This window comes from Bifidobacterium reuteri DSM 23975 (assembly GCF_000741695.1).
Classification (GTDB): domain Bacteria; phylum Actinomycetota; class Actinomycetes; order Actinomycetales; family Bifidobacteriaceae; genus Bifidobacterium; species Bifidobacterium reuteri.
Map to the genome: position 1 here is coordinate 161,355 of NZ_JGZK01000004.1, position 24,069 is coordinate 185,423.

Consider the following 24,069-nt stretch of genomic DNA (forward strand, 5'->3'; position numbering starts at 1 on the left):
CATGCCCGCCGAATCTATCTCCATTGGCTCCGACGATAGGAGCAACGGCAAGCCTGCCTGCGCCGGCAGTCGACGCACACTGTAACGACACTCACACAGTCACCCGAGAATCCACACCCAGTACGCTGGAACCTATCGATGACCGATATCTCAACGACGAAGGGATTGCACATGGGCGAGGATGCGACGGAAGCGCAGCTGGAGCAGGCACTGCTCGGCATGCAGACGAAGCACGCACACGATTTCGACGCACCGGACGATTCGTCGGACGCGCACGGCAATGACGAGCCGCACGACTTCGACGTCAACGCATTCCTCCACGGTCTCGACGCCATCTTCGACGCCCACGATGCCGCGGAGAAGGCGGGCCCCTATCTGGAACAGGCCGCCGTGGATGCGGAAAACGCCGGCGACGAAGCCGGACTGTTGACGGTATTGAACGAGACGATGGGGTTCTACCGTTCGCAGGGACGGCATAAGGAGAACCAGTGGATCGTGCAGCGCGCCATCGAGCTGGCGCTGCATATGGGGCTTGAAGGCACCGAAGGATGGGCCACCACCCTGATCAACTGCGCCACCGCCATGCGCGCGGCACACCACTATGACCAGGCCGAGGACCTGTATCACCAAGCATTGGCGTGTGCACAGAAGGTGTATCAGCCCGATGACCGACGTCTTGCCGCGCTCCACAATAACCTCTCCATGCTCTACAGCGAGACCGACCGTCTACCACAGGCGGAAACCGAATTGCGGCAGGCGCTGCATATCATCGAGGCGGCAAGCGTGAACCCCGACGCCGACATTGACGTGGCTTCATCGCACACCAATCTGGCTTTGGTGCTGCTTCAGGAAGGCAGGCTCAAGGAAGCACACACCCATGCCGACAGAGCGCTGACCATCTATGAAACCGGAAGGCTGACGCATTCCGCCCACTATGCATCCGCGCTCGCCGGCTACGCGCAAGTGCTGTATGCCGAGGGGCGTTATGGCGAGGCGGCCGCCCATTATCGCAATGCACTCGCGGTGATCGCCGAATGCTACGGCAAGGATACCGACTATTACCGCACCACCGAGGCGAACCTTCGCGAAGCCGAGGCGCATGTTGACGGCAACGGCGAGACCCCGCGCGGTTCCGCAATGCCTGGCTCCGCGACCGGTGTCGCCTCCGATACAGGCTCCGTCTCCTCCAGTGCAGGCTCCACCGCCGCCGATGCCGGGGCCGACTCCCCCGCGACGATTCCGGTCTCCGGTCTGGCGCTGGCCCGCGCATTCTGGGAGCAAGTGGGCAAGCCTATGATCGCAGGACGGTACCCGCAGTATGCCAGCCGCATCGCCGCAGGCTTGGTGGGCCATGGTTCGGAATGCTACGGATTCGACGACCAGTATTCGCAGGATCACGATTTCGGCCCCCGCTTCTGCCTGTGGCTTTCCGACGAGGACTACGATGCTATTGGCGAACGTCTGCAGGCCGATTATGAGGCGTTGCCGCGCAGATTCACCATCAGCGGCACCGGCAAGGTGACCTTCGACTCCGAAAACAGCGCAGGCACGGAACAGACAGGCCGAACGACGGTAAGCGGCACCCCGCAGAACGCCATTCCGGAAGACAGCCTCACGCAGGATTCCTCCGCACACCCCTATTCCCCCACCACACCGCGAGCGCAGGGTGAAGGCCGGCGCGACGGCGTATTCCGCATCGGCGATTTCTTCCGATCGATCACCGGCTACGATCAGGCACCCGCACAGGATGCGCCGCATGAATGGCTGATGCTGGACGAGGCTACACTGTCCGCGGCCACCAACGGCGTGATATTCCAAGACCCCATAGGCGCGTTTTCCAAAGTGCGCCAAGGGTTCAAGGACATGCCCGACGATGTGAGGCTCTCCCTGATCTCACGCCGTCTCGGCATGATGGCCCAGGCCGGACAATACAATCTTCCCCGCTCCTTGCGTCGAGGTGATTCGGCGGCGGCATGGCTGTCAATCAGCGAGTTCGTCGAAGCCGCCTCTTCCTTGGTGTTCCTCATCAACAGGCCGATGGTGGTGGGATATGCGCCGTATTACAAGTGGCGGTTCGCCGCGCTGCGCAGGCTTTCCGGCTCGATGTTCGCATTGTTGCCGGATATCTGCGGACAATTGGAAACGATGATGCGCCTGGGATCCGCCGCCTGCTATGGCGGCGCGGCGTTCGGCGAAGGAGGCAAGGGCTCGGACACCGCCGTCCGCCAGCTCACCGACATTGTGGAGCGGATCGCGGCCGCAACCGTCAAGGAACTCAAACGGGAGCGTCTGACCGAATCCGACGAGACCTTCCTGGAATGGCAGCGCCCCTACGTCGAGGAACACATCACCTCCGACACACCCGTGCTGCACAGCCTGTGATGAATCGGGGACGACATGGGTAGTGAAATAACCGATGAGGCATTGCGTGAAGCCATCGTGCGCCATGAGTGGAACCAGTTCCAGGACACCAACAACGAGGGCGGCCGTGCGGCATGCCAGGGCAATTGGCCGGTGTTCCATCAGATGCGTTCGGCCCAATTCCGCACCTGGCAGCATGATCTGCTGGCCAGCTATGCACGTGATCTGGATGATGCCGACCATGAAGGACGCAATCTCATCACGGAAAAATACGGTCGCATGATGACGTCCACCGCGCCCGAAGAGTATGCGCGCAACATCAAGCCTTACATTCCCGCACTGTCTCCGGACCGTATCTCGCGGCAGGAGCAGGTGATCGCACAGCAGGTGGCATGGGCGGCGGATTTCCGCGCACGATACCCGAAGCTCGGACAGGCCATGCGTGTACTCACCACCAGCGAAGATACTTCGGCGGTCACATCGTTCGAGACGTATCTGCGTGGGGAACTGGGCACGTATTCCGAAGCCACCTTCAGGCTGTACGAATCCATGATCCGCGAGCGCGCCGAAGTCTCCCCGCAGCGCAACATCACCGAGGAGACACTGCTGCATACGGTACGGCTCGGCGGCTTCGATTCTTTGGCCGAAGCCGAGGACGCGCAGCGCTAGTGTGCCTCGGCAACAGAACCAGGACGAAAATGACTACCCCTCAGTCCTGCTTCGCAGGCCAGCTCGTCCTGCAATCGTGGACGCGCTTCGCGCATGGTTTGCCAGCTCGCCTGTCGGCTCGCACAGCACCTACAAACAGCTCCGCTGTTTGCTTTACGGTGCTGTCCTGACAAGGGGAGCCCTGGTATGGATGCAGACCGCTAGAGGCCGAACAGTCCCCAGAAGGCCAGAGATAGGAAGATGCATAGCACAGCGGCGATCACCAGCACACAGATCGCACGCCGTATGCCATCGATGCGTCCGCGCTTGGCCCAGAGTGATTCCATGCCCCACGCGAACACCACTACCACGACCACCGTCAGCACCTGCAGCATATGCCAACCGATGCCGAACATATGCGGAGCCGGCGTCAGGGCGAATACCGCTGCGGCACCGACGGCCGACAGATACCCATACACCAGCAAAGACAGGACCAGAGCCGACAACCCCATGCTCCAGCATGGTTCGGCCACACTGACATTGGCATACCGCTGTCGCCCCGTGTCATGTGCGGCGGGCGCCGATCGCAGCGACACGTACCTGCCACGCACGCGTACCAATCCGTCACGTTCACGCACGCCGGCCCGAATCGTCGCCACGATGCCCAGCAGGAACGCCAGCGCCAACAGCACAGGTCCGGCCAACATGACGCCGAACAACACGCCCAGCGAACCGATGATGCCCGAATTGGTGCGTTCCGGAGCCGCGAACTGCTGATTCGGCTTCACTCCAGCCACCTGAGGCGTGGCCCATCCACTGGCTACCGCGCCTGATGCGACACCATTCACCCAGTTCTCCAGCGCCTGCGTGTACCCATCCGCAAGCGGCAGGCCAGGGGCGAACAGGCCCCTGCCGGCTCTCATCTGATGGTTGCCGGCGAAGTATCGCACAGTCACATCATGGTTCCCATTGCGTTGCGCGACCTGCATGATGCGCTGCGCCCCCTGTTCGATGGGCATGGCGGTGTCGTATACGCCGTAACTCACCAGAATGGGCATGGTAAGGGATTCGAGATAATGGTCCGCGTCGAAGTCGGCGTATTGCAATCCGAACGGCCTGTAATCGAGCGAAAGCAGCTTCAGCGTGTCATCGATGACCGGCTTGGGAGCCCCGGCCTCATGCGCATACGTGCTCATGGCCACAGCCATCTGCTCGCGGCCTTTGAACACCGGTGCGGACGTGAGCGCCGCGAAGGCGATGTCATGACGCTGGGATGCCAATATCGTGGCGATCCAGGTGCCCTCGGATTCGGCATAGATGCCGGCATGGGACCGGTCCACGCCTCGGATTCCAAGCAACGTATCGAATGCACGCCCGTATTCCGAGGCGAATCGCGGATAATCACGATGCAGCACGGTGTAGTCGTCACTGCTTTTGGCAGGTACCAGGGTCACGATGCCGGCCGAAGCCATGGCATTGGCGATGTCGCCGAAATCCTCGGCCCCGCTGGTTCCCGAACCATGGATGAACAGGCATGCCGGACGAGGACCGGCAGCACCCACCGGTTCCCGCAGGATGGCGGACAGCGCTTTGCCATTGCCGATATCGATGGACAGCTGCGTTTCACGAGTGGGGTATCGCCCTTCATGTGCGATGGAGGCATGTGCCGGAATAATCGCCGGTTCGGAGGAGGACACATCGATGTGATCGGTATATGGCCGGCTGTCCCATCTTGGCATCATCATCCAACCAAGCAGCGCGAATACCAGCATCAGCACCAGTGCGATTGCAGCGACCCGCGCCACTCGTTTCATCAGTCCTCCCCGGTCTGCGACGTCAACAGGTGTACTCGCAGCACTGTCCAACTCACCGTCACCCGCGCTGTTTTCTAGAGCCCATTATGGCCCAGATAACGGCCACAAGCACCAGAATCACGCCCACCACACCGCATACGATGGCCGCCAGCATGCGCGGATCGACGATCAGCATGTTCTGAATGATCAGACCGGGGAACGCCCAGCCGAACAACAGCCCGACAGCACCGACCAGAATGCCGAGAACGCCGAAGATGATGGTCGGGACACTGGCTCCGCGCTTGGGTGCTTTCACATCGGCGTCTTGCACAGCGGCAGCTGTTGCAGCAGTCACCGTGGGCGCGGCGGCCGCCGGCTGCGCGAACGCGTCCGCCAATGGCGCATCCAAATCAGGCTTGGCCGCAGTCTCCTTGGTGCCGTCATCAGTCGCGGAATCTGAGGCTTCAGTCTTCTCGGCATCATCCATTGTGGAATCAGCAGCATCCACCTCCTGAGCATCAGCACCGACTGCAGTGCCATAGTGCCAGTCTCAGCCTGTTCGCCATCAAGCGGCTGCACATTGAGCGCTGCCGTACGCTGCCCGTCGTTTTCCGTAGGCAGCACCTGAGTCTGGCTGCCATCGGCCACAGACATAAAGACCGAAGTGTCACCTCCTGCAGCATCAGGCTGCGGTTCAGCGGGCAAGGCCTGGGTTTCGGCCATATCCTGAACGGAATGGTATTCCTTGGTTTCGTTGACGTCGTTGCTCATTGTTCCGTCTCCTTGCTGGAATCATTGGATGTGCCGGAATCCTGATTGCCGGCTGCGGAATCGGATTCGGCATCCAGATACCGCTGGCGTTCCTTATTCCCACTTTCAGTGCCATACCTGTCGGCATAGTCACGGAAGTTGTAATCCTCCCAATCGGACGCGTAGACCACGTTGACACGGCCTTCCACGGCATAGGGCACGGCGATCAGCAGTTCGGGGCCGGATTCCGGTTCCAGGTCAGGCGAGTTCGTCATCCATTCATAGTTCTTTTCTCCTATAGGCGCGGAAGGAAACGTCGAGCTGCCATCCAACGAGAAATTGAACGAGCCGGACGTGTCATATACCAGAGTGTATTTGCCGCCTACACTGGCAGGCCCAATCATGTATCCGGTTTGCTCAGAACCGAAGCCGTACGTGCAGCCGTCCGGCAAGATGATGTGCACCTGCGCGCTTCTGGCGGCGACCTTGATGCTGCCGACCGGGCAACTGCTGGTAATGGTCTTGCCGCTATACGTTTTCACCTGATGCGGCTGATGGAGGTCTCCCCATGCGGACAAATCGAGAATGGCTTTGCTTTCGTCATAGCTATCGCCGTCAAACGCCACACCTTGCTCGAGCTTGCCGAATGTGCGGTCACTGGAATCAGCAGCGAACGTGCGACCGACCTGCACTTCGTTCATACCATACCAGTTCTCGGAACCCGCACCTTCCTTGAGTTCGATGGTCTGCAAGGTATTCTGCCTATCGGCAAGCGTATAGCGGTACCAATGCACCGAATATGTGCTGCTCACCATGATCATGCATGTGGCGCAGAATCCGGCGATAAGGCCCAGCGGAATCAGCCCTCCGGCCCGCCGGCCTTTGATACCCAGCGCCACGACCACAATGCCCATCAGCACGCACACTGCGGAAATCCATATGGTTCCCCAACGCACTATGGATTCGATGCCCAAATCGTCGAACCATATCCATCCCATCAGTACGGCGAAGGAAATGCAGGCGACACCCAGGATGCCCAGTACCACGATAGGACCTGCGGGTTTGCGGCGCGAAGACTGTTGCGGGGGCGCGACGACGGCGCTCGCGGTCATTGCCGGTGCCGGGGCACCCGCATTCGCACCATTATGTGAAACACTCTGTGAAACATATGGCGATGGTTGCGGCTCACCCAACGGCGTTTGCGGCGCGGCAGGAGATGCCTGCGGCATGAACGGGGATTCCTGCGACGTAGCAGGAGCCGGATGGAAGATACCGACCGGGGGCTGGGTTGGCTGATTCACCGATGCCGCATGAGTCGTATCAACGGAGCCATATGAGCCGGCAGATGCCGCCCCAGGCATACCGGCACCGTTCTGGGCATATGACTGAGGCGAGCCGTATGGTGCGTACGGAACGCCTCCCGGCATGCCATTAGGAGCACCGGTCGGCGTAAATCCCGGCTGCGCATATTGCCCGCCCGCATACGGCGCGGCCGAATCGTTGCGCTGCATACCGTTGCGCTGCATACCATTGCGCTGTGGTCCGCGATACCCGAACCCGTATCCCTCGCGCTGCCGTATGCCGCTTTTGGCCAGCCACCACAAGGCGAGCAACGCCAGCACGATGCACACCCAGCCAGCCCCCGGAATCAGCAACGCCACGGCAAAGAACACAAAGCAACCGAGGCAGTTCCAATCCCATCTGCCGGCGAACAGTTCCTCGCCGAGAATGCGACCATCGCGAGCATCAGGCATCAGGAACCAGCCGAACGCGTACAGTGCCGCGCCGAAACCGAAGAACAGTGTGAAGACGATGACCAGCGCACGTACCAGGGTCGGGCTCCAGCCGAGTCGCGCGGCGATGCCGCTACATACGCCGCCGACCCACCGGTCGTCACCACGCATCAGTCCGCTGGACCGTATCCAAGTGAAGAACCGCTGCAGTACAGTGTTCTGACTCTGCGGTTGATGGTGATTCATATTCGAATTGCTCATGGTTCCATTACAGCGCGCGGCGCGCGGCATACTCCCCGGAGAACACCCTGATTCGTCCCTGAACATCGGCGTAAAACCCGGTGTGGGCTCCCCGAACGCGGCACAATGGAATCATGACCTCATCTACCCTGCATGACGCCGAGCCCCTGCTGCCGTCGCGCATGCCCCTGATGCGCCCCAAGCACGGCCGATGGCTGACCGGCGTATGCCAAGGCATCGCCTTGCATTTGGGCGTCTCCGTGGTCTGGGTCCGATTGGCGTTCATCGTATTGACGATGCTGTATGGTTCCGGCATCATCGGGTATGTCTTCCTGTGGATTTTCGTACCTGCCGGAGACCCGGTCGCCGCGACGGCAGCCCGGAGGGACACGGTTCCGCCCGATCAGGCACCTTTGTCCAAAGGCAACCAACCGGTCAACGCGCATGGATCCGCGATCCCCGCAGAAGACGTCTTCGGCACCAATGAATCCCTGACCGAAGCGGTGCAGCGCGCCCCCAAACCCGCGCTTGTGGCCCTTGGCGGTTTCGCATTGATGGCCATCGGCATGCTGTTCATGAGCGCCGGTGTGGATGATGCGATCATCATGCCGTTGCTCCTGGTGTTCGCCGGCATCGCACTGGCTTGGATGAATATGGCACCCCGAGGCATACAACTGGCCTCCATGCTGGGTGGACTGCTGCTGATCTTCATCGGCTGGGCCATGTATGTGTCCAACGTATCGTTCATAGGCTGGGGCACCTCGCCCCGGCGAATCATGGCGTCCGGTTTTCTGATGATCGTTGCTATGGTGGTGGCCATATTGCCATGGGCCAATACCATGCTGCAACAACTCGCACGCGAGCAGTCCCTCAAGGAGCGCGAGGAGGAGCGCGCGGACATGGCGGCGCATCTGCATGATGGCGTATTACAGACGCTGGCGCTTATTCAGCTGCATTCCTCAGAGCCGGAAAGCGTGTTCACCCTAGCGCGCGCCCAAGAGCGCGAACTGCGCGAATGGCTGTATCAGGAGCGTTCCACCACCGACCGCTCGGTGAGCGCGGGGCTCAGGTCCATCGCCGCCGAGGTCGAAGATGGCCACGGCAAGCCGATCGAAGTGGTCACCGTGGGGGACGCAAGACCCAGCGCACAGACCGATGCCTTGCTGGATGCCACCCGTCAGGCGCTGGTCAATGCCGTGACGCATGGCAGAGAACCGATTTCGCTCTATTGTGAGGCCGGTCCTTCATTGGTGGAGGTGTTCGTGCGTGACCACGGCACCGGTTTCGATATCCACACCGTGCCCAAAGACCGACTGGGCATTCGGGAATCGATTGTCGGCCGCGTCGAACGCCGGGGCGGTACAGTGGAAATCGTATCCAGAGCGGGATGGGGCACGGAGGTCCGCATGCATATGCCGATTGCGCCGAATACGCCGAAAACGCCAAGTGCGCCGAAAACTACAGCGGACACCGCATCAGGCGGCATGTGAGCGCAGCATCGCGTTCCGGCTTCGGGAGAAGAGAACGGCAGACATGGAAGGAGAAAGCATGAGCGAGACGGATGATACGAGGATCCGCGTGGCGGTGGTCGATGATCATGAGATGTTCCGCGCGGGAGTCATCGCCACGCTGCGCGATGAATTCGACATTGTGGGCCAGGCGGCCGACGTGCCGAGTTCCGTGGCGGTGATCGCCCAGACAAAGCCGCAAGTGGTGTTGCTGGATGTGCACGTGCCGGGCGGTGAAGGCGGCGGAGGCGCGGAAATCCTGCTGAAATCGCGCCCCTACTCCCCCAACACTGCGTTTCTGGCACTGTCCGTTTCCGATGCCCCGCAGGACGTGGGTTCGGTGATTCGCGCCGGCGCGCGTGGCTATGTGACCAAGACCATCACCGGCGCCGACTTGATCTCCTCCATCAAGCAGGTACAGGAAGGGTATGCGGTCTTTTCGCCGAAATTGGCCGGATTCGTCTTGTCGGCATTCCAAGGCGGCGCGTTCGGGGCCGCTTCCGACACGCCGGTTCACGACGAGGAACTAAATAGGCTGTCCGCACGAGAGCAGGAGGTGATGCGTCTGATCGCCCGCGGATACACCTATAAGGAGGTGGCTGCGGAGCTGTTCATCTCCATCAAAACCGTGGAGACGCACGTGAGTTCGGTGCTGAGAAAGCTACAGCTTTCCAACCGCACCGAACTCACGCGTTGGGCGGCTGACCGACGAATCGTATGACCGCGCATGTGCCGGTCTTGTGCGGAGCCCATATATGACTAAGTCCCCTCTCGTTGGAGGGGACTTAGTCATATGATTAGCGAATCAGCGGCTCGGCAAATAAGCCAAATAAGCCGAGTCTCGTCACTTGGCGTCGCGGAAACCGTTCGGGTTCTTGGTCTGCCAGTTGAGGGAGGACTTGGCCATATCATCGATGGTCAGCTCGGCCTTCCAATCCAGCTCCTTGGCGGCCTTGGAGGCGTCGGCGTAGCAGGCGGCGATGTCGCCGGGGCGGCGGGGCTTGATCACGTACGGGATGGCGTGGCCGGCGGCCTTCTCGTAGGCCTTGATGACCTCGAGCACGGAGTAGCCGTGGCCGGTGCCCAGATTGTAGGTGAAGACGCCGGTCTTGTCGATGTGGTCGATGACGGCGACGTGGCCCTTGGCCAGGTCGACCACGTGGATGTAGTCGCGCACGCCGGTGCCGTCAGGGGTGTCGTAGTCGTCGCCGAAGACCTGCACGGCCTTGAGCTCGCCGATGGCGACCTTGGCCACGTACGGGGTGAGGTTCGCCGGGATGCCCTTCGGATCCTCGCCGAGGAGGCCGGACTCGTGGGCGCCAACCGGGTTGAAGTAGCGCAGCAGCACGATGGTCCACTCCGGGTCGGCCACGTGCACATCGCGCAGGATCTGCTCCTGGAACAGCTTGGAGGTGCCGTACGGGTTGGTGGTACCGCCGGTCGGGGTCTCCTCGGTGATCGGGAGCTCCTTCGGGGTGCCGTATACGGTGGCGGAGGAGGAGAAGATGATCTTCTTCACGTTGTGGGCGCGCATCACCTTGAGCAGCACCAGCGTGGAGTACAGGTTGTTGTCGTAGTATTCGATCGGCTTGGCCACGGACTCGCCCACTGCCTTGAGGCCGGCGAAGTGGATGACCCAATCGATCGGGTTCTCGTCGAAGATCTTGTTCATGAGAGCTTCGTCACGCACGTCGCCGTCGTAACGCTTGATCTTCTTGCCGGTGATCTGCTCGACGCGGTCGAGGGCGATCGGGGATGAGTTGCCGTAGTTGTCTACGGACACCACATCGTATCCCTTATTCAAGAGTTCGACATCAGTATGGGTGGCAATGAAGCCCGCACCACCCGTAACCAGAACAGTGGTCATGTGCTCTCCTTGAAGGATGTGCATTTCTGTTTCCAGAATGTGCGCTTTTGTTCTTTCACTTCTGAGTTTACTGAAAAATAGTGACAAAATCAAACAAACTCGGGCGGTTCGCATGAACATATGGTGTGAATATACAGTGACACACTTCAATGCATAAGCCCACGTCCAACGAGAACGGTCGCGGAAGCCGCCGGCATACGTTCATACAATAAATCCGGCACCGCAATCGGCTCCAAACCAGGGTTCTGACTGCGGGAACCCTGCGGAACCGACCACAGCACCGGAAGCATATAATCACACCCCGCAATCAAGGACATCGCCAACCTGACGATCGAATGAATGATTACGGGTCGTCCACCCCCTCCAAGGGTAAAGGAAGACACCGCCCGACATCGAAGGAGTGGTACAAGCATATCGGGCGGCGTGGAATGTGCGGCAGTGCTCTCAGCCCTTGACGGCACCGGCGGCCAGGCCGGCCTGCCAGTAGCGCTGGAGACCGAGGAAGAGGACGATCACCGGGAGCACGCCGAGCAGGGCACCCATCATCAGGGCACCACGGTCGGTGAACGTGGCCAGCGAGACCATGCCGTACAGGCCCAAGGTCACCGGCTTGAGGGTGTCGGAGGAGACCATCATCAACGGCAGCAGGAAGTTGTTCCACGTAGCCACGAACAGGAACAGGAAGATCGTGACCATAGCCGGGGCGAGAATCCTCAGCACGATGGTGAAGAAGATTCGCGCCTCGCTGGCGCCATCGATGCGGGCTGCTTCAAGCAGCTCGTTCGGCACCGAGGTCTGCGCGTACACGCGGCCCAGGAAGAAGCCGAACGGCGAGACACAGCACGGGATGATGATGGCCAACATCGTGTTGGTCAGATGCACGGCGTGGAAGATGGAGTACTGCGGGATGGTCAGCAGGGCGGCAGGCATCAGCATGCAACCCATGATGACGCCGATGGCCAGGTTCTTGCCCTTGAAGTTGAACTTCGCGGTGGCATAACCGGCCATCACGGCGACCAGGGTTCCGATCAGCGCGGATACGCCCGAGTAGATCAGTGAGTTCAGCACCCAACGCCAGAACTGGCCACGGGTCCAACCGAGCAGAGTGGAATAGTTCTTGGCGATGGCGGCCGGCAGATCAGGCAGCCCCACTGCGAACCACAAGCCATTGCCGCTGGTCATCTGGCTCGGCGTCTTGGTGGACGCGATGATGGCCCAGTAAATCGGGAACAGGAAGTAGATCAGCGCGAAGACCAGCACCAGGATGGTGACGGTCTTGACCAGCGCATTCGGCTGCATGGAACGAGGCAGGTCGTTCGCGTGCTTGTCGCGGATCTTGTCGGCCTTCTTGCGTGCGCGCGCAGCGGCACGGGATTCTTTGTCATTCAGTTCTGCGGTGCTCATTCTGCGTTCACCTTCCTTTCAACGAGCGTGTAGACCACGGCGAGCACGCCTGCGATCAATGCCATCACGATGGCCACTGCGGATGCCGGACCGTCGCCGCCCGGGGTCAACGTGCCCTGCGAGGTGTTGAGGGCCATCATCATCGGGGTGTACGACTTGGAGATGCTCGGATCGGAAATCGCCATGACCTGAGGCTCGTTGAACAGCTGAATGGTGCCGACGATGGACAGCAGCATGGCAAGCAGGGCGGCGGCACGCACGTTCGGCAGCTTGATTCGCATGGCGATCTGGAAGCCATTGGCGCCATCGATGCGGGCAGCCTCGTACAGATCATGAGGAATGGCCTGCAATGCGGCGAGGAAGATCAGCATGTTGTAGCCGGTGAAGGTCCATGTGGTGATGTTGGCCATGGAAGCGAGCACGACATTGTCGGCGAAGAAATCGACTTTGATTCCGATTGCGGCCAGCATTTTGACCAGCGGGGAAATCTGACCGTTGTACAGGTAGACCCAGATGATGGATGCGACCACGCCAGGAATGGCGTATGGCAGGAAATAGCTCAGTCGGAATGCGGTGATGTGCTTGACGATGTAGGAATCAATGAGCATGGCCAGCACCAATGCACCAATGATCATGATCGGCACCTGGACCAAGGTGTAGATGACCACCCTGCCCACGCCGGCCCAAAAGTTTCCGGACGTGACGACATATTGGAAGTTCTGCAGACCGACGAACTTGTTCACCAGTTCGCCGCCACCGTATGCGCCACCGCCCACGGTGACCTGACGGAAGAAGCTCGAATAGATGGCCCAGATGATGGGCAGGATGAAGACCAAGGCGAACAGGATGCCGAACGGTGCCATGAAGGCCCATCCCGTGCGGTTCTCGCGCTTGGCGGCGTCAGAAGCCTTCGGCTTGGCGGCACGCTTGGCGACTACCGTCTTCGCCGTTTGTGTTGTTGCAGTCATAGAAAAACCTGTCTTTCAAAAGAACAGTGAGAAAGAGGAAGAATGAACAGTCATGCGCGGCACTTCGAATCGGATGCCTACAATCATGACCGATTGCGCCATGGATGAAGAAAGGCCGGAGTGTCGAGCTCCGGCCTTTCGATTTGCAAGTGATGAGATTAGCGGCTGGAAGGGACCTTAGCCGTTATCACTCCTTGACGGACAGGCCGAGGTTCTTCAGCGTATCCACGGAAGTGGTCTGCGCTTCGGAGAAGACGTCGGCGACCTTGCCGGAGCCATCGGAGGCCTTGGCGGCGGTCTCGTTCATCTTGGCAACGACTGCGGAGAAGCCAGGCATGTAGGTGAAGTCGCCCATGTTGTTGTTGGCGTCCTTGAATTCCTTCATGATGTCCTGCTTGCTGAAGAAGTTGGACCAGTCGGACGGGGTCTTGGCATCCTCGGTGGTGGCTGCCGGAACCAGACCCTGGGAGACCAGGTCAGGAACCTGGGTGTTGAACCAATCCAGGAACTCCATGGCTTCCTTCGGGTGCTTGGAGCTCTTCAGCACAGCCACAGCGGAACCACCGTCAGGGCCGGTCTTGCCAGCATTGCCGAACCAATCACCAAGCTGGGTGACCTGCCACTCACCGGCACCAGTGCCACCGGAGGAGGTGATGAACAGCGGGGCTTCCCAAGCGGCGGCCACCGTGCCAATGAGCTGGCCGTTCTTGATGGACGCATCGAAAGACGGATCCCAACGCGGGTTGGTGGTCACGGCCTTGGCGTCAAGCAACTGCTGGTAGAAGTCGGCGGTTGCCTTGGAGCCATCGGTCTCGGTGTTGACGACCCAGGAGTCACCATCCACCTTGTACCAGCCACCGGAGGCACCGGCCAGACCGGAGATCATGTTGCCGGCCTCATCGGGCTGGTAGGACATGATGTACTTGCCGGCAGCGGCGGCCTTCTTGGCGGCTTCGATGAAGTCGGATTCGGTCTGCGGAACCTCGGTGATGCCGAGCTTGTCGAACTCGGCCTTGTTGTAGAAGTACACCAGCGGGCCGGTGTCCTGCGGCAGGCCATAGGTCTTGCCACCCACCTGTGCCAGACTGAACGGACCGGCGGCGTAGTGGTCCTTGTACTGATCGGCGTACTGGCTGACATCCTGCAGCATACCCTTGGTGAAGACCTCAGGCAGCTCGGCGTAGCCGACCTGGGCGAGATCCGGAGCCTCGCCGGACTTGACGTCGGTCTCAAGCTTCTTGATCATTTCGGAGGCCTTGCCATCGAACTTGGTGGCCGTGACCTGGATGTCCGGGTGTTCCTTGTTCCACTTGGCGACGATGTCCTTGACCAGGGTCATGCCCTCGGAATCAGGAAGACGGTGCATGTACGTAATGGTGACCTTGCCGCCGTCGCTGCTGCCACCGTTGTCCGTGCCGGCAGTGTCGCTGCCGCAACCGGCAAGACCCATACCCATAGCGGCGACCGCCGCGAGCGCAGCCACAAGGCGCTTGTTGTGCGATACCATATCTCTACTCCTTCGTTATGGCTTCATCACTTCTCTGTGACGAACAATCTCAATCTATGCTTTCTGTTAAGAATTGTCAACTTTGCTAACAATCTCAGCGAGCCTCGCGGAAAAACATGTTGTTTCAACCGTTTCGACATACATTAAGTCTGTTAACTAATTGACTCCTCCCTTGCGCATATCCTGATGTTCGCTTGATCGCGTGACCGGTTACATGATATCACCAATCGCGCGCCTCGCCACTCGGACATGTATCCGTTCTGTGAACAAAGTGTGAAGCTGTGATCGAAGTCTCATTTGCTATGCCATTCGCCATACTATTCGCCGTGCCATTCGTCATGCCCCTCGCCATGCCATTCGCCATACTATTCGCCGTGCCATTCGTCATGCCCCTCGCCGCGCACCACGGCTGAACAATCAATGGAACAAAACAGGCTTGGGTGGTTTGGGCCTGAACGCCGTTTTGGCGGTCGGTGCCGGACCAGTCGTCGCCGGACCAGTGGGATCTGTATTTGGACGTCGGTGCCGGCCTTTCAGATGACTTCTTCGGCAGCACTTCTTCGGCAGCACATGGGTCGAAACATAAGTTATTCATGGCATCGGTTTATGTTTCGTCCCATTCTCTACCCTCAAAATGGGTCGAAACATAAACCGCAGACGCGTTTACCTTATGTTTCGACCCACACAGTCCAGTACGAGCGGATAGTTGAGGCACAGTTATGCAGCCAACTCGCTTACGAGGGGCTGATTTCCGCTTGCCGGAACATCCATCTGCGTTACGAGGGGCTGGCTTCCCCAAGCCCCGTGCGTGGAAACCGCATTGCGCCAACGCCATTCAGCCATTCTGCGGCGTTGCTACTCCAGCAACCAGCCCCTCGTAACACAGATAGACCTTCCCGACAGTCCAAATCAGCCCCGCGTAACGCAGAAATACACACTAGTGGAGCCATAAGGCGTTACGCAACAACGAGAAGGGGTCTAGACAGGTCATCTAGACCCTCCTTGGCGGCGGACAAAGCGAGAGTCACCATTGTATTGACGCTCAGATATTGGAAACATTGAGTTTTCCAGCCATAAAAATGGGCCGCCACGCATCGAACCCCACATTGTTCATGTTGGCCCATCATCTCAAATCCACCCCGGCAAGACGATTACTCCTGATATAGTCAGGAGTGGAATAACGAACAACGACGTCGTCGACCTGCACGCAGTATCGCAGAAGCTCGCGGAAGGCAAATCATGGTTTCAGACGATCACAGCATTTCCGAATCAACCAGCGACACCAATCAACAGCATGCCCGTTACGGCGGCGGCATCCGCGGTTTCTGGAATCGATGGATGCGGGACTCTATATGCGGATGGTTCAGTCTCGTCGGCGTGATTCTGCTGGTGGGCTTCGCCGGAGCCCTCATCGGCGAAATAAACCTGCGAATGGACTGTACCGAAATCACCGACGGCACCGTGACACAGATGATCCGCGTCGAGGACGACGACTCCGTCACCTGGAAGCCGGTGTTCCGGTACGACGTAGACGGAAGAATCTACGAACAGGAGTCCTCGGTATCGTCATCCCCGCCGCGATACAAGGTGGGGCAGGCCATAATCATACGGTACGATCCAGCCGACCCGAACCGGTACGTGGCGGATGGCGACTACACCTCCTTGGTTGTACTCGGCGCCGTAGTAATCATGTGTCTCGGATTCACGTCCGTGCTGCCCGTGGCAATCATCATCAGCAAACGCCGACAATCCAACGAGACCTAATCACTCGCGAAGACACACGAGAAGACACGCCAGAGCCCTTGAAATTACACTTGAAATGACAGGCGTTTCGACACGAAAAAGGGTTTCAGGCAATTGCCTGAAACCCTTGGTGGCGGACAGAGCGAGGGTCACCATTATATTGGCGTTCAGATATTGGAAACATTGGGTTTTCTAGCCATACAATAATGGGACGCACCACATCGCGCCCCATATCGTTCACTTGGCCCATCATCTCAACTCCACAGGAGTCGAGCAATTACCGAACCGCTACAGGCGATTCTACCGGCAGGGGCAGCCAAATAACCACAGAGCATTTCTGAGAGAAGACCCGACAATCCTCGAAGCCCTCGCCCCCTCGCCCTCACACCCTACCAACGACCCCTTTTCTTTTCGTATAGATAATGGTATTCTTTTCGTATACGAAACTCCAGAGAGGAGGTGTGATGACAATACTCGTACACCCAAGAGTGTTGCAGAAACGCCCCTGGCTGAACGAGAGAGAAATACTCTCCACTTGGATGGACGCCGCACGAATATTGCCCCGTCAGGGCGAATACGAGCCCAATCAGAAGATGGCCGTCGGATGGGACTGGCATGGACGGCTCACCGAACTCATCGCCTATGAAGGCGAAGAGGACAACGAGTGGATTATTTTCCACGTCGCGCCAGCACGCAAGAAGTTTCTGGCCGAGATGGGATTCTCGGACGCAGAGATACGACAACTCATCGGAAGGAGGTGACCAAGATGGCAGATTACAAGGCAAAAGGTGGAATCGAAATCACCGACGATATGATCGACCAGTGGGACGAGGACGCCGACAACGGCATCTTCCACGGCAAGCCCGGCAAGCTTGTCATCAACAAACCGCTGGGCCGTCCACCGCTTTACGAGGAGCCGATGGTTCCGATCACATTCCGTATACCAGAAAACGACGCGAACGCCCTGCGTGAGGCCGCCGAGCGCCGCGGCATCTCTTTCGCGGACATCATGCGTGAGGCGTGCCACCGGGAATTGGAACGGCAACACGCCTGAAAAAAGACAACACCATGTCCTCTCGAATCCGCTCAGTTCGAGAGGACATCTTTTTTTCAAGCCCACGATAGTATGGTGTCAAAACTATTCGATGAGGGCGGCAGTGATGTGTGGATTGACTGATACCGTGCGGTGGAGAGCTGAGCGAAGCGTGAGAGCGGTGTTGGTCAGCGGGGTGCCGCTTGATGACGTGGTTGAGGCCACTCTGTTGGCCAAGCTCATCCCCTGCGGCATATCCGACAAGGGCATCGAGTGGTCCTGGACACAGGAATGGACCTCTCGCACCAGCACTGACCATGATCCATCGGTTCGGGATTTCGTGAAGGACAACGCCACTGAGAGCAAGACGACGTCCCGGCAGCAGCTTGAAACACTCCTCCATGCACTGCATCGCAAAACCACCTCTGATAACCCGCAGTGGGTCGGAGTCGTAGACGAGAAGATCATCGACTTCGTCTGTCTGGACATCCCCGCCGTCAAACCTTCCGATGACTGGCAGGTTGTTTTCTCCCGCGCATATATGCATGCGTTCTGCCGTGTGTGGGAATCCGCCCGCAAGGACGACGGACGTACAGCCTCGACTCGCTTCAGAGACCTTGGATCCTATCTCGCCTCGCACCTGTACGCGGTCGGGCAGATCACCGCCTTGCGTCGCACATTGAAGAAGACCGGGCAGCTTGAAGAAAGAAGGCTGCTGCAGGAGTTCTGGACGGAGCGCATACACAGGTATGATCAATGGCTCGGCTTCGCCATCGGGTCGACCTATGAGCCGGAATGGTATGCCGCCGCCCAGTCCGGCGACATCGATGCATACTGGCGGTCAATCAACGATACACAGCGCACACCCAAAATCAATCAGGAAAGATAGCCCAGCATCTCCGGGGAACCTTATCTTATTCCCCTTGTCCGTCTGCGTTGACAGATGTGTTGATGCTGATGCTGTGCGCTCATCGATTGCTTGACCGCCCGTAATTCTTCAAGCTTTTTGGCGGCTAGCGAGACTCTAGCCTCACGCACTCGCAATTCGTAGACGAAATCATCCGGCTTGGGCACTCCCCTCTTCGACAATCGGGTTAAGAACTCGGACAGAGACTGATATTCATCATATTCTGCAGCAAATCTCTCTTCGGCGCGGGCGATTGCTTCATTGATACCACTGCTCTGAAGTCGTTCAGACGATTCTCTTTTTTGCTCTCGTGCAGCACGATGCTCTTCCTGGCGTCGCCGAACCGCCTCAGGGCTCAGCGCCTTTCTGATGTCCTCAACCGTGGTAGTCATCATGCGTCCTTAGCATGCTTACATTTATCGGGTCGCGGGTGTCCCGCCATCGACGGGAACACCGGAGATGCAGCAAGTGTGGCCACACTTGCTATGCTTGCTGTTCCTTTTGCCGCGCACCATTCAGCGAGCAGCTACCTGCCGATTTCATCGTTATTCTCCTTTCGCGAAGCTTGGTTCCATCCAACACGGACAGGAGAAGACAAGTGGTCACTCTCGGTTTTTCGACGGCAGATCGCGATGGCATAGATTTGCAGCAGCCCAAGCATTCAGCACCGATAAGAACACTTGCCAAGCTGCACTATCCTTCTCGCAAAAGCACCCTTGACAGAGAAGGGCAAGCGACCCAACGGAACGAAGCGAAGTGGTCGCGCGGCAGCAGCTCAAACCTTACCAATCCAGCAGATTCATCGATAGGGATCATGCAAATTCACCGAATCCACTGTCGATAATTCTCCTATGAAATCAATCCGATTCCCAATGCCGGGTCGGTGAGAGCCCGCATGGCCTAGTGCAGGAGATGATAAGAGCGGCGTCATCGACTAGCATCACACCGTAGGGTTGTCGTCAATGACTTCAGGCGTTAACAGGCCGATGCATCCGCTGGTAGGAGACGCCCAGCATGACACCGATCAACACGGCAAAGGCAGGAACATACGACGCCCGGCTCCGATCGGACGAAAACCATACCGGGCATAGAATTCGGACGCTTTCACGCCGGCAGGTTCGACCAGCAGGGCGCGTGCGCCGATGATCTCCGCGGCGGCGCACGCGCGCAACGTGGCTTCTCGGAGAAGCTGGGAGCCGAGATGCATGGTCTGATATCGCATATCGACCCCCAGCATGCCCAACAGGACGACGGGGACCGGGTCGGGGCTGTTGCGTTTCAACCAGCCGTTCGCGTCATCGTGGGCGATGCTGTAGGCGCTGAGTGTGTAGTAGCCGGCAAGGGAGCCGTCAGCGAAAGTGCCGTATGCGACGGCGGTATGTTGCTTTGATGCGTCTTTGAGATGCCGTTGAAGCCAGTTGTTGACGACCGGCAGGCCGCAGTCGAATCCGGTGACGTCGTCGTCTGTGGTGAGTCTTCGTGGTTTGGTGAATGCGGTCATGCCCAGATCGGTTCGCTTTCCAGGAGCTCTTTCATCTGTCGGGGCATTGGCTCGTCCAGGGCGCGGATGAAAGCGTCCCAGTTTTCGTCGTCGAGGCGGATGATGCGGGATTCGTGTATGTCTCGTTCGGCGGCGTCGAGCAGATGGGTGAGCGCCCATTGCGAGGTGCTGAGTCCTTTGAGTTCGGCGGCTTGGTCGAGACGTTGCTTTTGTGTGGGGGTGAGCCGCATTTCGAATCGGCTTGCTTTGTTGGTTATTGTTTCCATGCCAATAAGTGTACGGCGATTGTACGTAACAAACAATCTCGGAGCCACGATCTTTTCGCCTTTCGCACCGGTGCTCCACGCATGACTGGTTCAATGGAAGGCATGAACATCCTGTGGAAAATCATCACATGGTGCAACCACTACCAGTTCATCATGTGGACCACAGGAATCCTCACCGCAATTGCCGCCCCCTAGTCGGCTACGCATACTACCTGTTGAACGCCGGCGGAGAGCCGGCGGAGGACGGTGCCGATGGATGTCAGACCAGATCTCATACCCTATCTCAATTCTTTCTCACCCTTCTACCTTCTTCTTCATTCTCTACATGTGCAACCTACGCGACCTACCGACCTACACCTTGGAATCATTGGGGTTTCGCAACCTACACGTGCAGCCTACGCGGCCTACAGGCATTCTGCTTGTAGGCCGCGTAGGCTGCATATGTAGGCGGCTGAATCCCTTATGGCAGTAGGTGTAGGTCGGTAGGTCGCGTAGGTTCGTCATATTTAGAGAACATCTCAATAGGGGTCTTATAGCGGGCTTGATACACCACTCCATGTGCGTTATTGCGAGCCTTGATACTGCCGAATGCATTGCGCTTCGCCTTCCTTGGCATAGCCTGAACCTCCCCAGGGTTAGCGGGCGGGATTCGACACGGAAATTATCGCCCCACCAGCCGCCCCACATCGATAGTGTATTCGAGCGATCGCGCATAATCAAACAAACAAGGGAAGATACGCCAAAACCCTTGGAATTACAGGCATTTCGACATGAAAAAAGGGTTTCAGGCAATTGCCTGAAACCCTTGGTGGCGGACAGAGCGAGATTCGAACTCGCGGAGGGTTGCCCCTCAACGGTTTTCAAGACCGTCTCTTTAGACCGCTCAGACATCTGTCCATATATTCGTACTCGCAAACGTCTTGCACGTCAGCCGTTACAGTGTAGCGCAACATGGCGAAAATAGCGAACACCGACATACGTCGTTCTGCATATCATCGATGAAATCGAACCATGCATCAGACAGTCTCGACACTTGTCGTTAGGCTATGGCTGTCTGTGCGGTCAATTGCCGCTTCCCTGATCCGGTTGATCTTCAGCAGAAGCAGCTGCGGCTGCAGCCCCGACGTCTCCGGCACTGAGCACCAGACCGGCGAAGTATGGAATGGCACACAACACGACGCTTGCAATTATCGATGCTGCCAGCCACCACAATACCCATGTTTCCACGAAGCCCCACAGCACGGTGTGCGGATCGCCAATCATGCGATGAGCAGACATATATCCAAGTATCGGCAGCGTAACCGGCAACGTTAGCACACCCCAGCACACTACATCGGCCAGAAGCGCAGCCAGCCCCGGAACCAACAACACGGTCCCGACGATCATGAAGAAAGACAGCAGCCAGGTCACTGGGTCAACCATGCCGCCTCCGGTCACACCACGAATTCCGGAACCGAACTGATTACCCCAATGCAGCACCCTAATCGGCCCGGCCATAACCCACGTAAGACCGCTCAACACACCGACGCCGCTACCTGTTAGGATATGAGCCATCAGAAGCGCCAGGCCCATAGCCACACCACCGGCTACATTGACCAGAATAATGATGCCAGTGCCTATCAGGAACAGTTTGCCGACCTTCCCGGCAACCAGTTTGGTCCACATCCTCGCCGGCCAAACGAGACAGTCCAGATAGCCACGAACCGGCCGATTCCAATGTCGGAACAACAACACAACGAACGGCACCACGCACACAATCGCATATTTGCTGAATACCCACCACAACAACCGGAAAAGACCGGATATCGATCCCATCACCACGTACGCACCTTCAGCGCCATCATACGATAGGGAACGATTGGGGTTAGCCTCCACATACTGCCGGCTGAGCTCATTATCGGGATTGGCCGACACCATATCGTTCGCAATAGAGTTCATAGCACGACCGGCCCAAGATTCCGGTGACGCGCCAAACACACTGAAATGCGGGAAAAACTGCGAAAAAACAACGACTGCAGCCGCAACCACTGCAAACACGACCAGCATAGCGTATGGCACCATAAGCAGACGGGCGATAACACCCCTCACTGAGGACGATGGGCCAACTCCGGAATCACCTTGTCGCTGCTGTACCGAATCAGAATCCGTAGTCATTTCATACCCCTACCATTCTCCGGCCTGTCATTAGACCAATCTGATAGATACGATGCATCAACGGAAACCGATGCCGCACAGCGCCTTCGTCCTCTATCTAGACCGCCCACAAAAAGCCTATCTTCTCTCGGCGTGATTATAAGCATCATACAAACAGCGTTACATACACAATCCCAGAAAACGAGTACATGCACTCATCTTCTGGGATTGTATGGAATATGGAATCTTCTGCGATTGCCGGTCAATATGCAGCACACATTGCGCAGCCGTGTGACGCACATTGGCGACATGCCTGACGAATCAGGCTTCCCACTTGGTCGGCTCAATGACCTCGCGACCGCCCATGTAGGGGCGCATGGCCTTCGGGATCTCGATGGAGCCGTCCTTCTGCTGGTGGTTCTCGAGGATGGCGACCAGCCAACGGGTGGTGGCCAGCGTGCCGTTGAGCGTGGAGACCGGACGGGTGGAACCGTCTTCCGTGCGCTCGCGGATGTTGAGACGGCGAGCCTGGTACTCGGTGCAGTTGGAGGTGGAGGTGAGCTCGCGATAGCGGCCCTGGGTCGGCACCCATGCCTCGCAGTCGAACTTGCGGGCGGCGGAGGAGCCAAGGTCGCCGGCGGCGGTGTCGATGATGCGGTACGGCACTTCGACCTTGGCGAGCATCTCCTGCTCCATCTCGAGCAGGTGCTGGTGCTCAGCATAGGAGTTCTCCTGCTTGGCGTACACGAACATCTCTACCTTGTCGAACTGGTGCACGCGGATGATGCCGGACGTATCCTTGCCGGCGGCACCGGCTTCGCGGCGGTAGCAGGACGACCAGCCGCAGTAACGCAGCGGACCATCGGACAGGTCGAGGATCTCGTTCTCGTGCATGCCGGCGAGTGCCACTTCGGACGTGCCGACGAGGTACTGGTCGTCGGGCTCGCGCAGGCGGTAGATCTCATCGGCGTGGGAGTTGAGGAAACCGGTGCCGGCCATGACCTCGGGACGCACCAGCGTCGGGGTGATGGCGAGCACGAAGCCGTGCTGCTCCGCCTGGTCGACGGCCATGGTCAGCATGGCGATTTGCATGCGCGCAACCGCGCCGCGCAGGAAGTAGAAGCGGGAGCCGCCGACCTTGACGCCACGACGCATGTCGATGCCCGCGACCTCGGTGCCAAGAGTCAGATGGTCCTTCGGCTCGAAGCCTTCGGCTGCGAAGTCACGGATCTGGCCGACCTTCTTGACGACCACGTAATCGTCTTCGCCGCCTTCGGGAGCCTCGGGCTCGACGATGTTGGACAGCTTCCACATGGCGGTGGTGTATTCCTCGGCCGCGGAATCGGCCTCCGCCTTGTATTCGGCGACCTTGGCGGCCAGCTCCTTGGTCTGGGCGATAAGCTTGGCCTTCTCGTCGGCAGGCGCAGCGGCCACCTTCTTGCCGATTTCCTTCTGCTGGGCGCGGGCCTCCTCGAAGGCCTTCAGCGATTCACGACGGGTGGTGTCGGAGGAGAGCACCTCATCGACGAGTTCCACGGACTCGCCGCGCTTACGCTGGGATTCCTTGACGATATCGGCGTGTTCACGAATGAATTGAATATCAAGCATGCGCCCAACACTACCGCCGCAAGCCGACACGCGGCGCCTACTATCCGGGTGGCACCATCGTCCATATCGAATGCCGGAATCAAAACGAAAAACGAACGT

The 24,069-nt window shown here is 58.6% G+C and carries 20 protein-coding genes and 1 tRNA gene; 8 read left to right on the forward strand and 13 right to left on the reverse strand.

The window, feature by feature from the left end; all coding sequences use genetic code 11:
* Positions 1-171: 171 nt before the first annotated feature.
* Together BREU_RS05070 and BREU_RS05075 are read left to right on the forward strand one after the other, a co-directional pair.
* Entirely contained in the window at positions 172-2,382 is a 2,211-nt protein-coding gene (locus tag BREU_RS05070; RefSeq protein WP_044088962.1) for a DUF4037 domain-containing protein, read from the forward strand.
* 15 nt (positions 2,383-2,397) lie between these two features.
* Complete coding sequence (locus tag BREU_RS05075; RefSeq protein WP_044088961.1) at positions 2,398-3,030, forward strand: DUF4125 family protein; 633 nt, start codon at positions 2,398-2,400, stop codon at positions 3,028-3,030.
* 200 nt (positions 3,031-3,230) lie between these two features.
* Here BREU_RS05075 and BREU_RS05080 read toward each other — a convergent pair whose 3' ends face one another.
* The 3 genes from BREU_RS05080 to BREU_RS12335 all read right to left on the reverse strand — a co-directional run bounded on the left by BREU_RS05080 (position 3,231) and on the right by BREU_RS12335 (position 7,546).
* Entirely contained in the window at positions 3,231-4,823 is a 1,593-nt protein-coding gene (locus tag BREU_RS05080; RefSeq protein WP_044088960.1) for an alpha/beta hydrolase family protein, read from the reverse strand.
* 58 nt (positions 4,824-4,881) lie between these two features.
* Positions 4,882-5,310: a hypothetical protein gene (locus BREU_RS05085; protein WP_156100219.1), complete on the reverse strand. Its 429-nt coding sequence runs from the start codon at positions 5,308-5,310 to the stop codon at positions 4,882-4,884.
* A 259-nt stretch (positions 5,311-5,569) separates the two neighbouring features.
* Positions 5,570-7,546, reverse strand: coding sequence for a PspC domain-containing protein (locus tag BREU_RS12335; RefSeq protein WP_052382037.1), 1,977 nt, complete (start codon positions 7,544-7,546; stop codon positions 5,570-5,572).
* 113 nt (positions 7,547-7,659) lie between these two features.
* Between BREU_RS12335 and BREU_RS05095 the strand changes: the two genes are divergently transcribed.
* Together BREU_RS05095 and BREU_RS05100 are read left to right on the forward strand one after the other, a co-directional pair.
* On the forward strand, positions 7,660-9,015 hold the full coding sequence (locus tag BREU_RS05095; RefSeq protein ID WP_044088958.1) for an ATP-binding protein: 1,356 nt from the start codon (positions 7,660-7,662) through the stop codon (positions 9,013-9,015).
* A gap of 58 nt (positions 9,016-9,073) precedes the next feature.
* Entirely contained in the window at positions 9,074-9,754 is a 681-nt protein-coding gene (locus BREU_RS05100) for a LuxR C-terminal-related transcriptional regulator (RefSeq protein ID WP_044088957.1), read from the forward strand.
* Positions 9,755-9,877: 123 nt separating this feature from the next.
* On the opposite strand, the gene galE is transcribed toward BREU_RS05100, so the two are convergent.
* The 4 genes from galE to BREU_RS05120 form a co-directional block, all read right to left on the reverse strand.
* The gene (gene galE / locus BREU_RS05105) at positions 9,878-10,900 is read right to left on the reverse strand and encodes a UDP-glucose 4-epimerase GalE (RefSeq protein WP_044088956.1); all 1,023 of its coding nucleotides are present in this window, start codon (positions 10,898-10,900) and stop codon (positions 9,878-9,880) included.
* Between the two features lie 444 nt (positions 10,901-11,344).
* Complete coding sequence (locus tag BREU_RS05110) at positions 11,345-12,304, reverse strand: carbohydrate ABC transporter permease (RefSeq protein WP_044088955.1); 960 nt, start codon at positions 12,302-12,304, stop codon at positions 11,345-11,347.
* The gene (locus BREU_RS05115) at positions 12,301-13,272 is read right to left on the reverse strand and encodes a carbohydrate ABC transporter permease (RefSeq protein WP_044088954.1); all 972 of its coding nucleotides are present in this window, start codon (positions 13,270-13,272) and stop codon (positions 12,301-12,303) included. Before BREU_RS05115 ends, BREU_RS05110 begins: the two co-directional genes overlap by 4 nt.
* Before the next feature lie 187 nt (positions 13,273-13,459).
* The gene (locus tag BREU_RS05120; protein WP_044088953.1) at positions 13,460-14,779 is read right to left on the reverse strand and encodes an ABC transporter substrate-binding protein; all 1,320 of its coding nucleotides are present in this window, start codon (positions 14,777-14,779) and stop codon (positions 13,460-13,462) included.
* Positions 14,780-16,018: 1,239 nt separating this feature from the next.
* On the opposite strand from BREU_RS05120, the gene BREU_RS05125 reads away from it, so the two are divergent.
* The 4 genes from BREU_RS05125 (at position 16,019) to BREU_RS05140 (ending at position 18,444) form a co-directional block, all read left to right on the forward strand.
* Positions 16,019-16,543, forward strand: coding sequence for a DUF3592 domain-containing protein (locus BREU_RS05125; RefSeq protein ID WP_044088952.1), 525 nt, complete (start codon positions 16,019-16,021; stop codon positions 16,541-16,543).
* A 443-nt stretch (positions 16,544-16,986) separates the two neighbouring features.
* Complete coding sequence (locus tag BREU_RS05130; protein WP_044088950.1) at positions 16,987-17,283, forward strand: hypothetical protein; 297 nt, start codon at positions 16,987-16,989, stop codon at positions 17,281-17,283.
* Positions 17,284-17,288: 5 nt separating this feature from the next.
* Positions 17,289-17,576, forward strand: coding sequence for a ribbon-helix-helix domain-containing protein (locus tag BREU_RS05135; protein WP_044088949.1), 288 nt, complete (start codon positions 17,289-17,291; stop codon positions 17,574-17,576).
* A 151-nt stretch (positions 17,577-17,727) separates the two neighbouring features.
* Complete coding sequence (locus BREU_RS05140; RefSeq protein WP_140462660.1) at positions 17,728-18,444, forward strand: hypothetical protein; 717 nt, start codon at positions 17,728-17,730, stop codon at positions 18,442-18,444.
* Positions 18,445-18,464: 20 nt separating this feature from the next.
* Here the strand turns inward: BREU_RS05140 and BREU_RS05145 are convergent, their stop codons facing one another.
* The 6 genes from BREU_RS05145 to serS form a co-directional block, all read right to left on the reverse strand.
* Positions 18,465-18,857: a hypothetical protein gene (locus BREU_RS05145; protein WP_044088946.1), complete on the reverse strand. Its 393-nt coding sequence runs from the start codon at positions 18,855-18,857 to the stop codon at positions 18,465-18,467.
* Positions 18,858-19,486: 629 nt separating this feature from the next.
* On the reverse strand, positions 19,487-19,963 hold the full coding sequence (locus BREU_RS05150) for a GNAT family N-acetyltransferase (RefSeq protein ID WP_238567005.1): 477 nt from the start codon (positions 19,961-19,963) through the stop codon (positions 19,487-19,489).
* Positions 19,960-20,277, reverse strand: a complete 318-nt coding sequence (locus tag BREU_RS05155; protein ID WP_238567006.1) for a type II toxin-antitoxin system TacA family antitoxin — start codon at positions 20,275-20,277, stop codon at positions 19,960-19,962. The genes BREU_RS05150 and BREU_RS05155 overlap by 4 nt, the downstream gene beginning before the upstream one ends.
* Positions 20,278-21,038: 761 nt before the next feature.
* Positions 21,039-21,126, reverse strand: a tRNA-Ser gene (locus tag BREU_RS05160).
* Positions 21,127-21,291: 165 nt separating this feature from the next.
* On the reverse strand, positions 21,292-22,275 hold the full coding sequence (locus BREU_RS05165) for a hypothetical protein (protein ID WP_044095840.1): 984 nt from the start codon (positions 22,273-22,275) through the stop codon (positions 21,292-21,294).
* Between the two features lie 408 nt (positions 22,276-22,683).
* Complete coding sequence (serS, locus tag BREU_RS05170; RefSeq protein ID WP_044088944.1) at positions 22,684-23,970, reverse strand: serine--tRNA ligase; 1,287 nt, start codon at positions 23,968-23,970, stop codon at positions 22,684-22,686.
* Between the last annotated feature and the right edge of the window lie 99 nt (positions 23,971-24,069).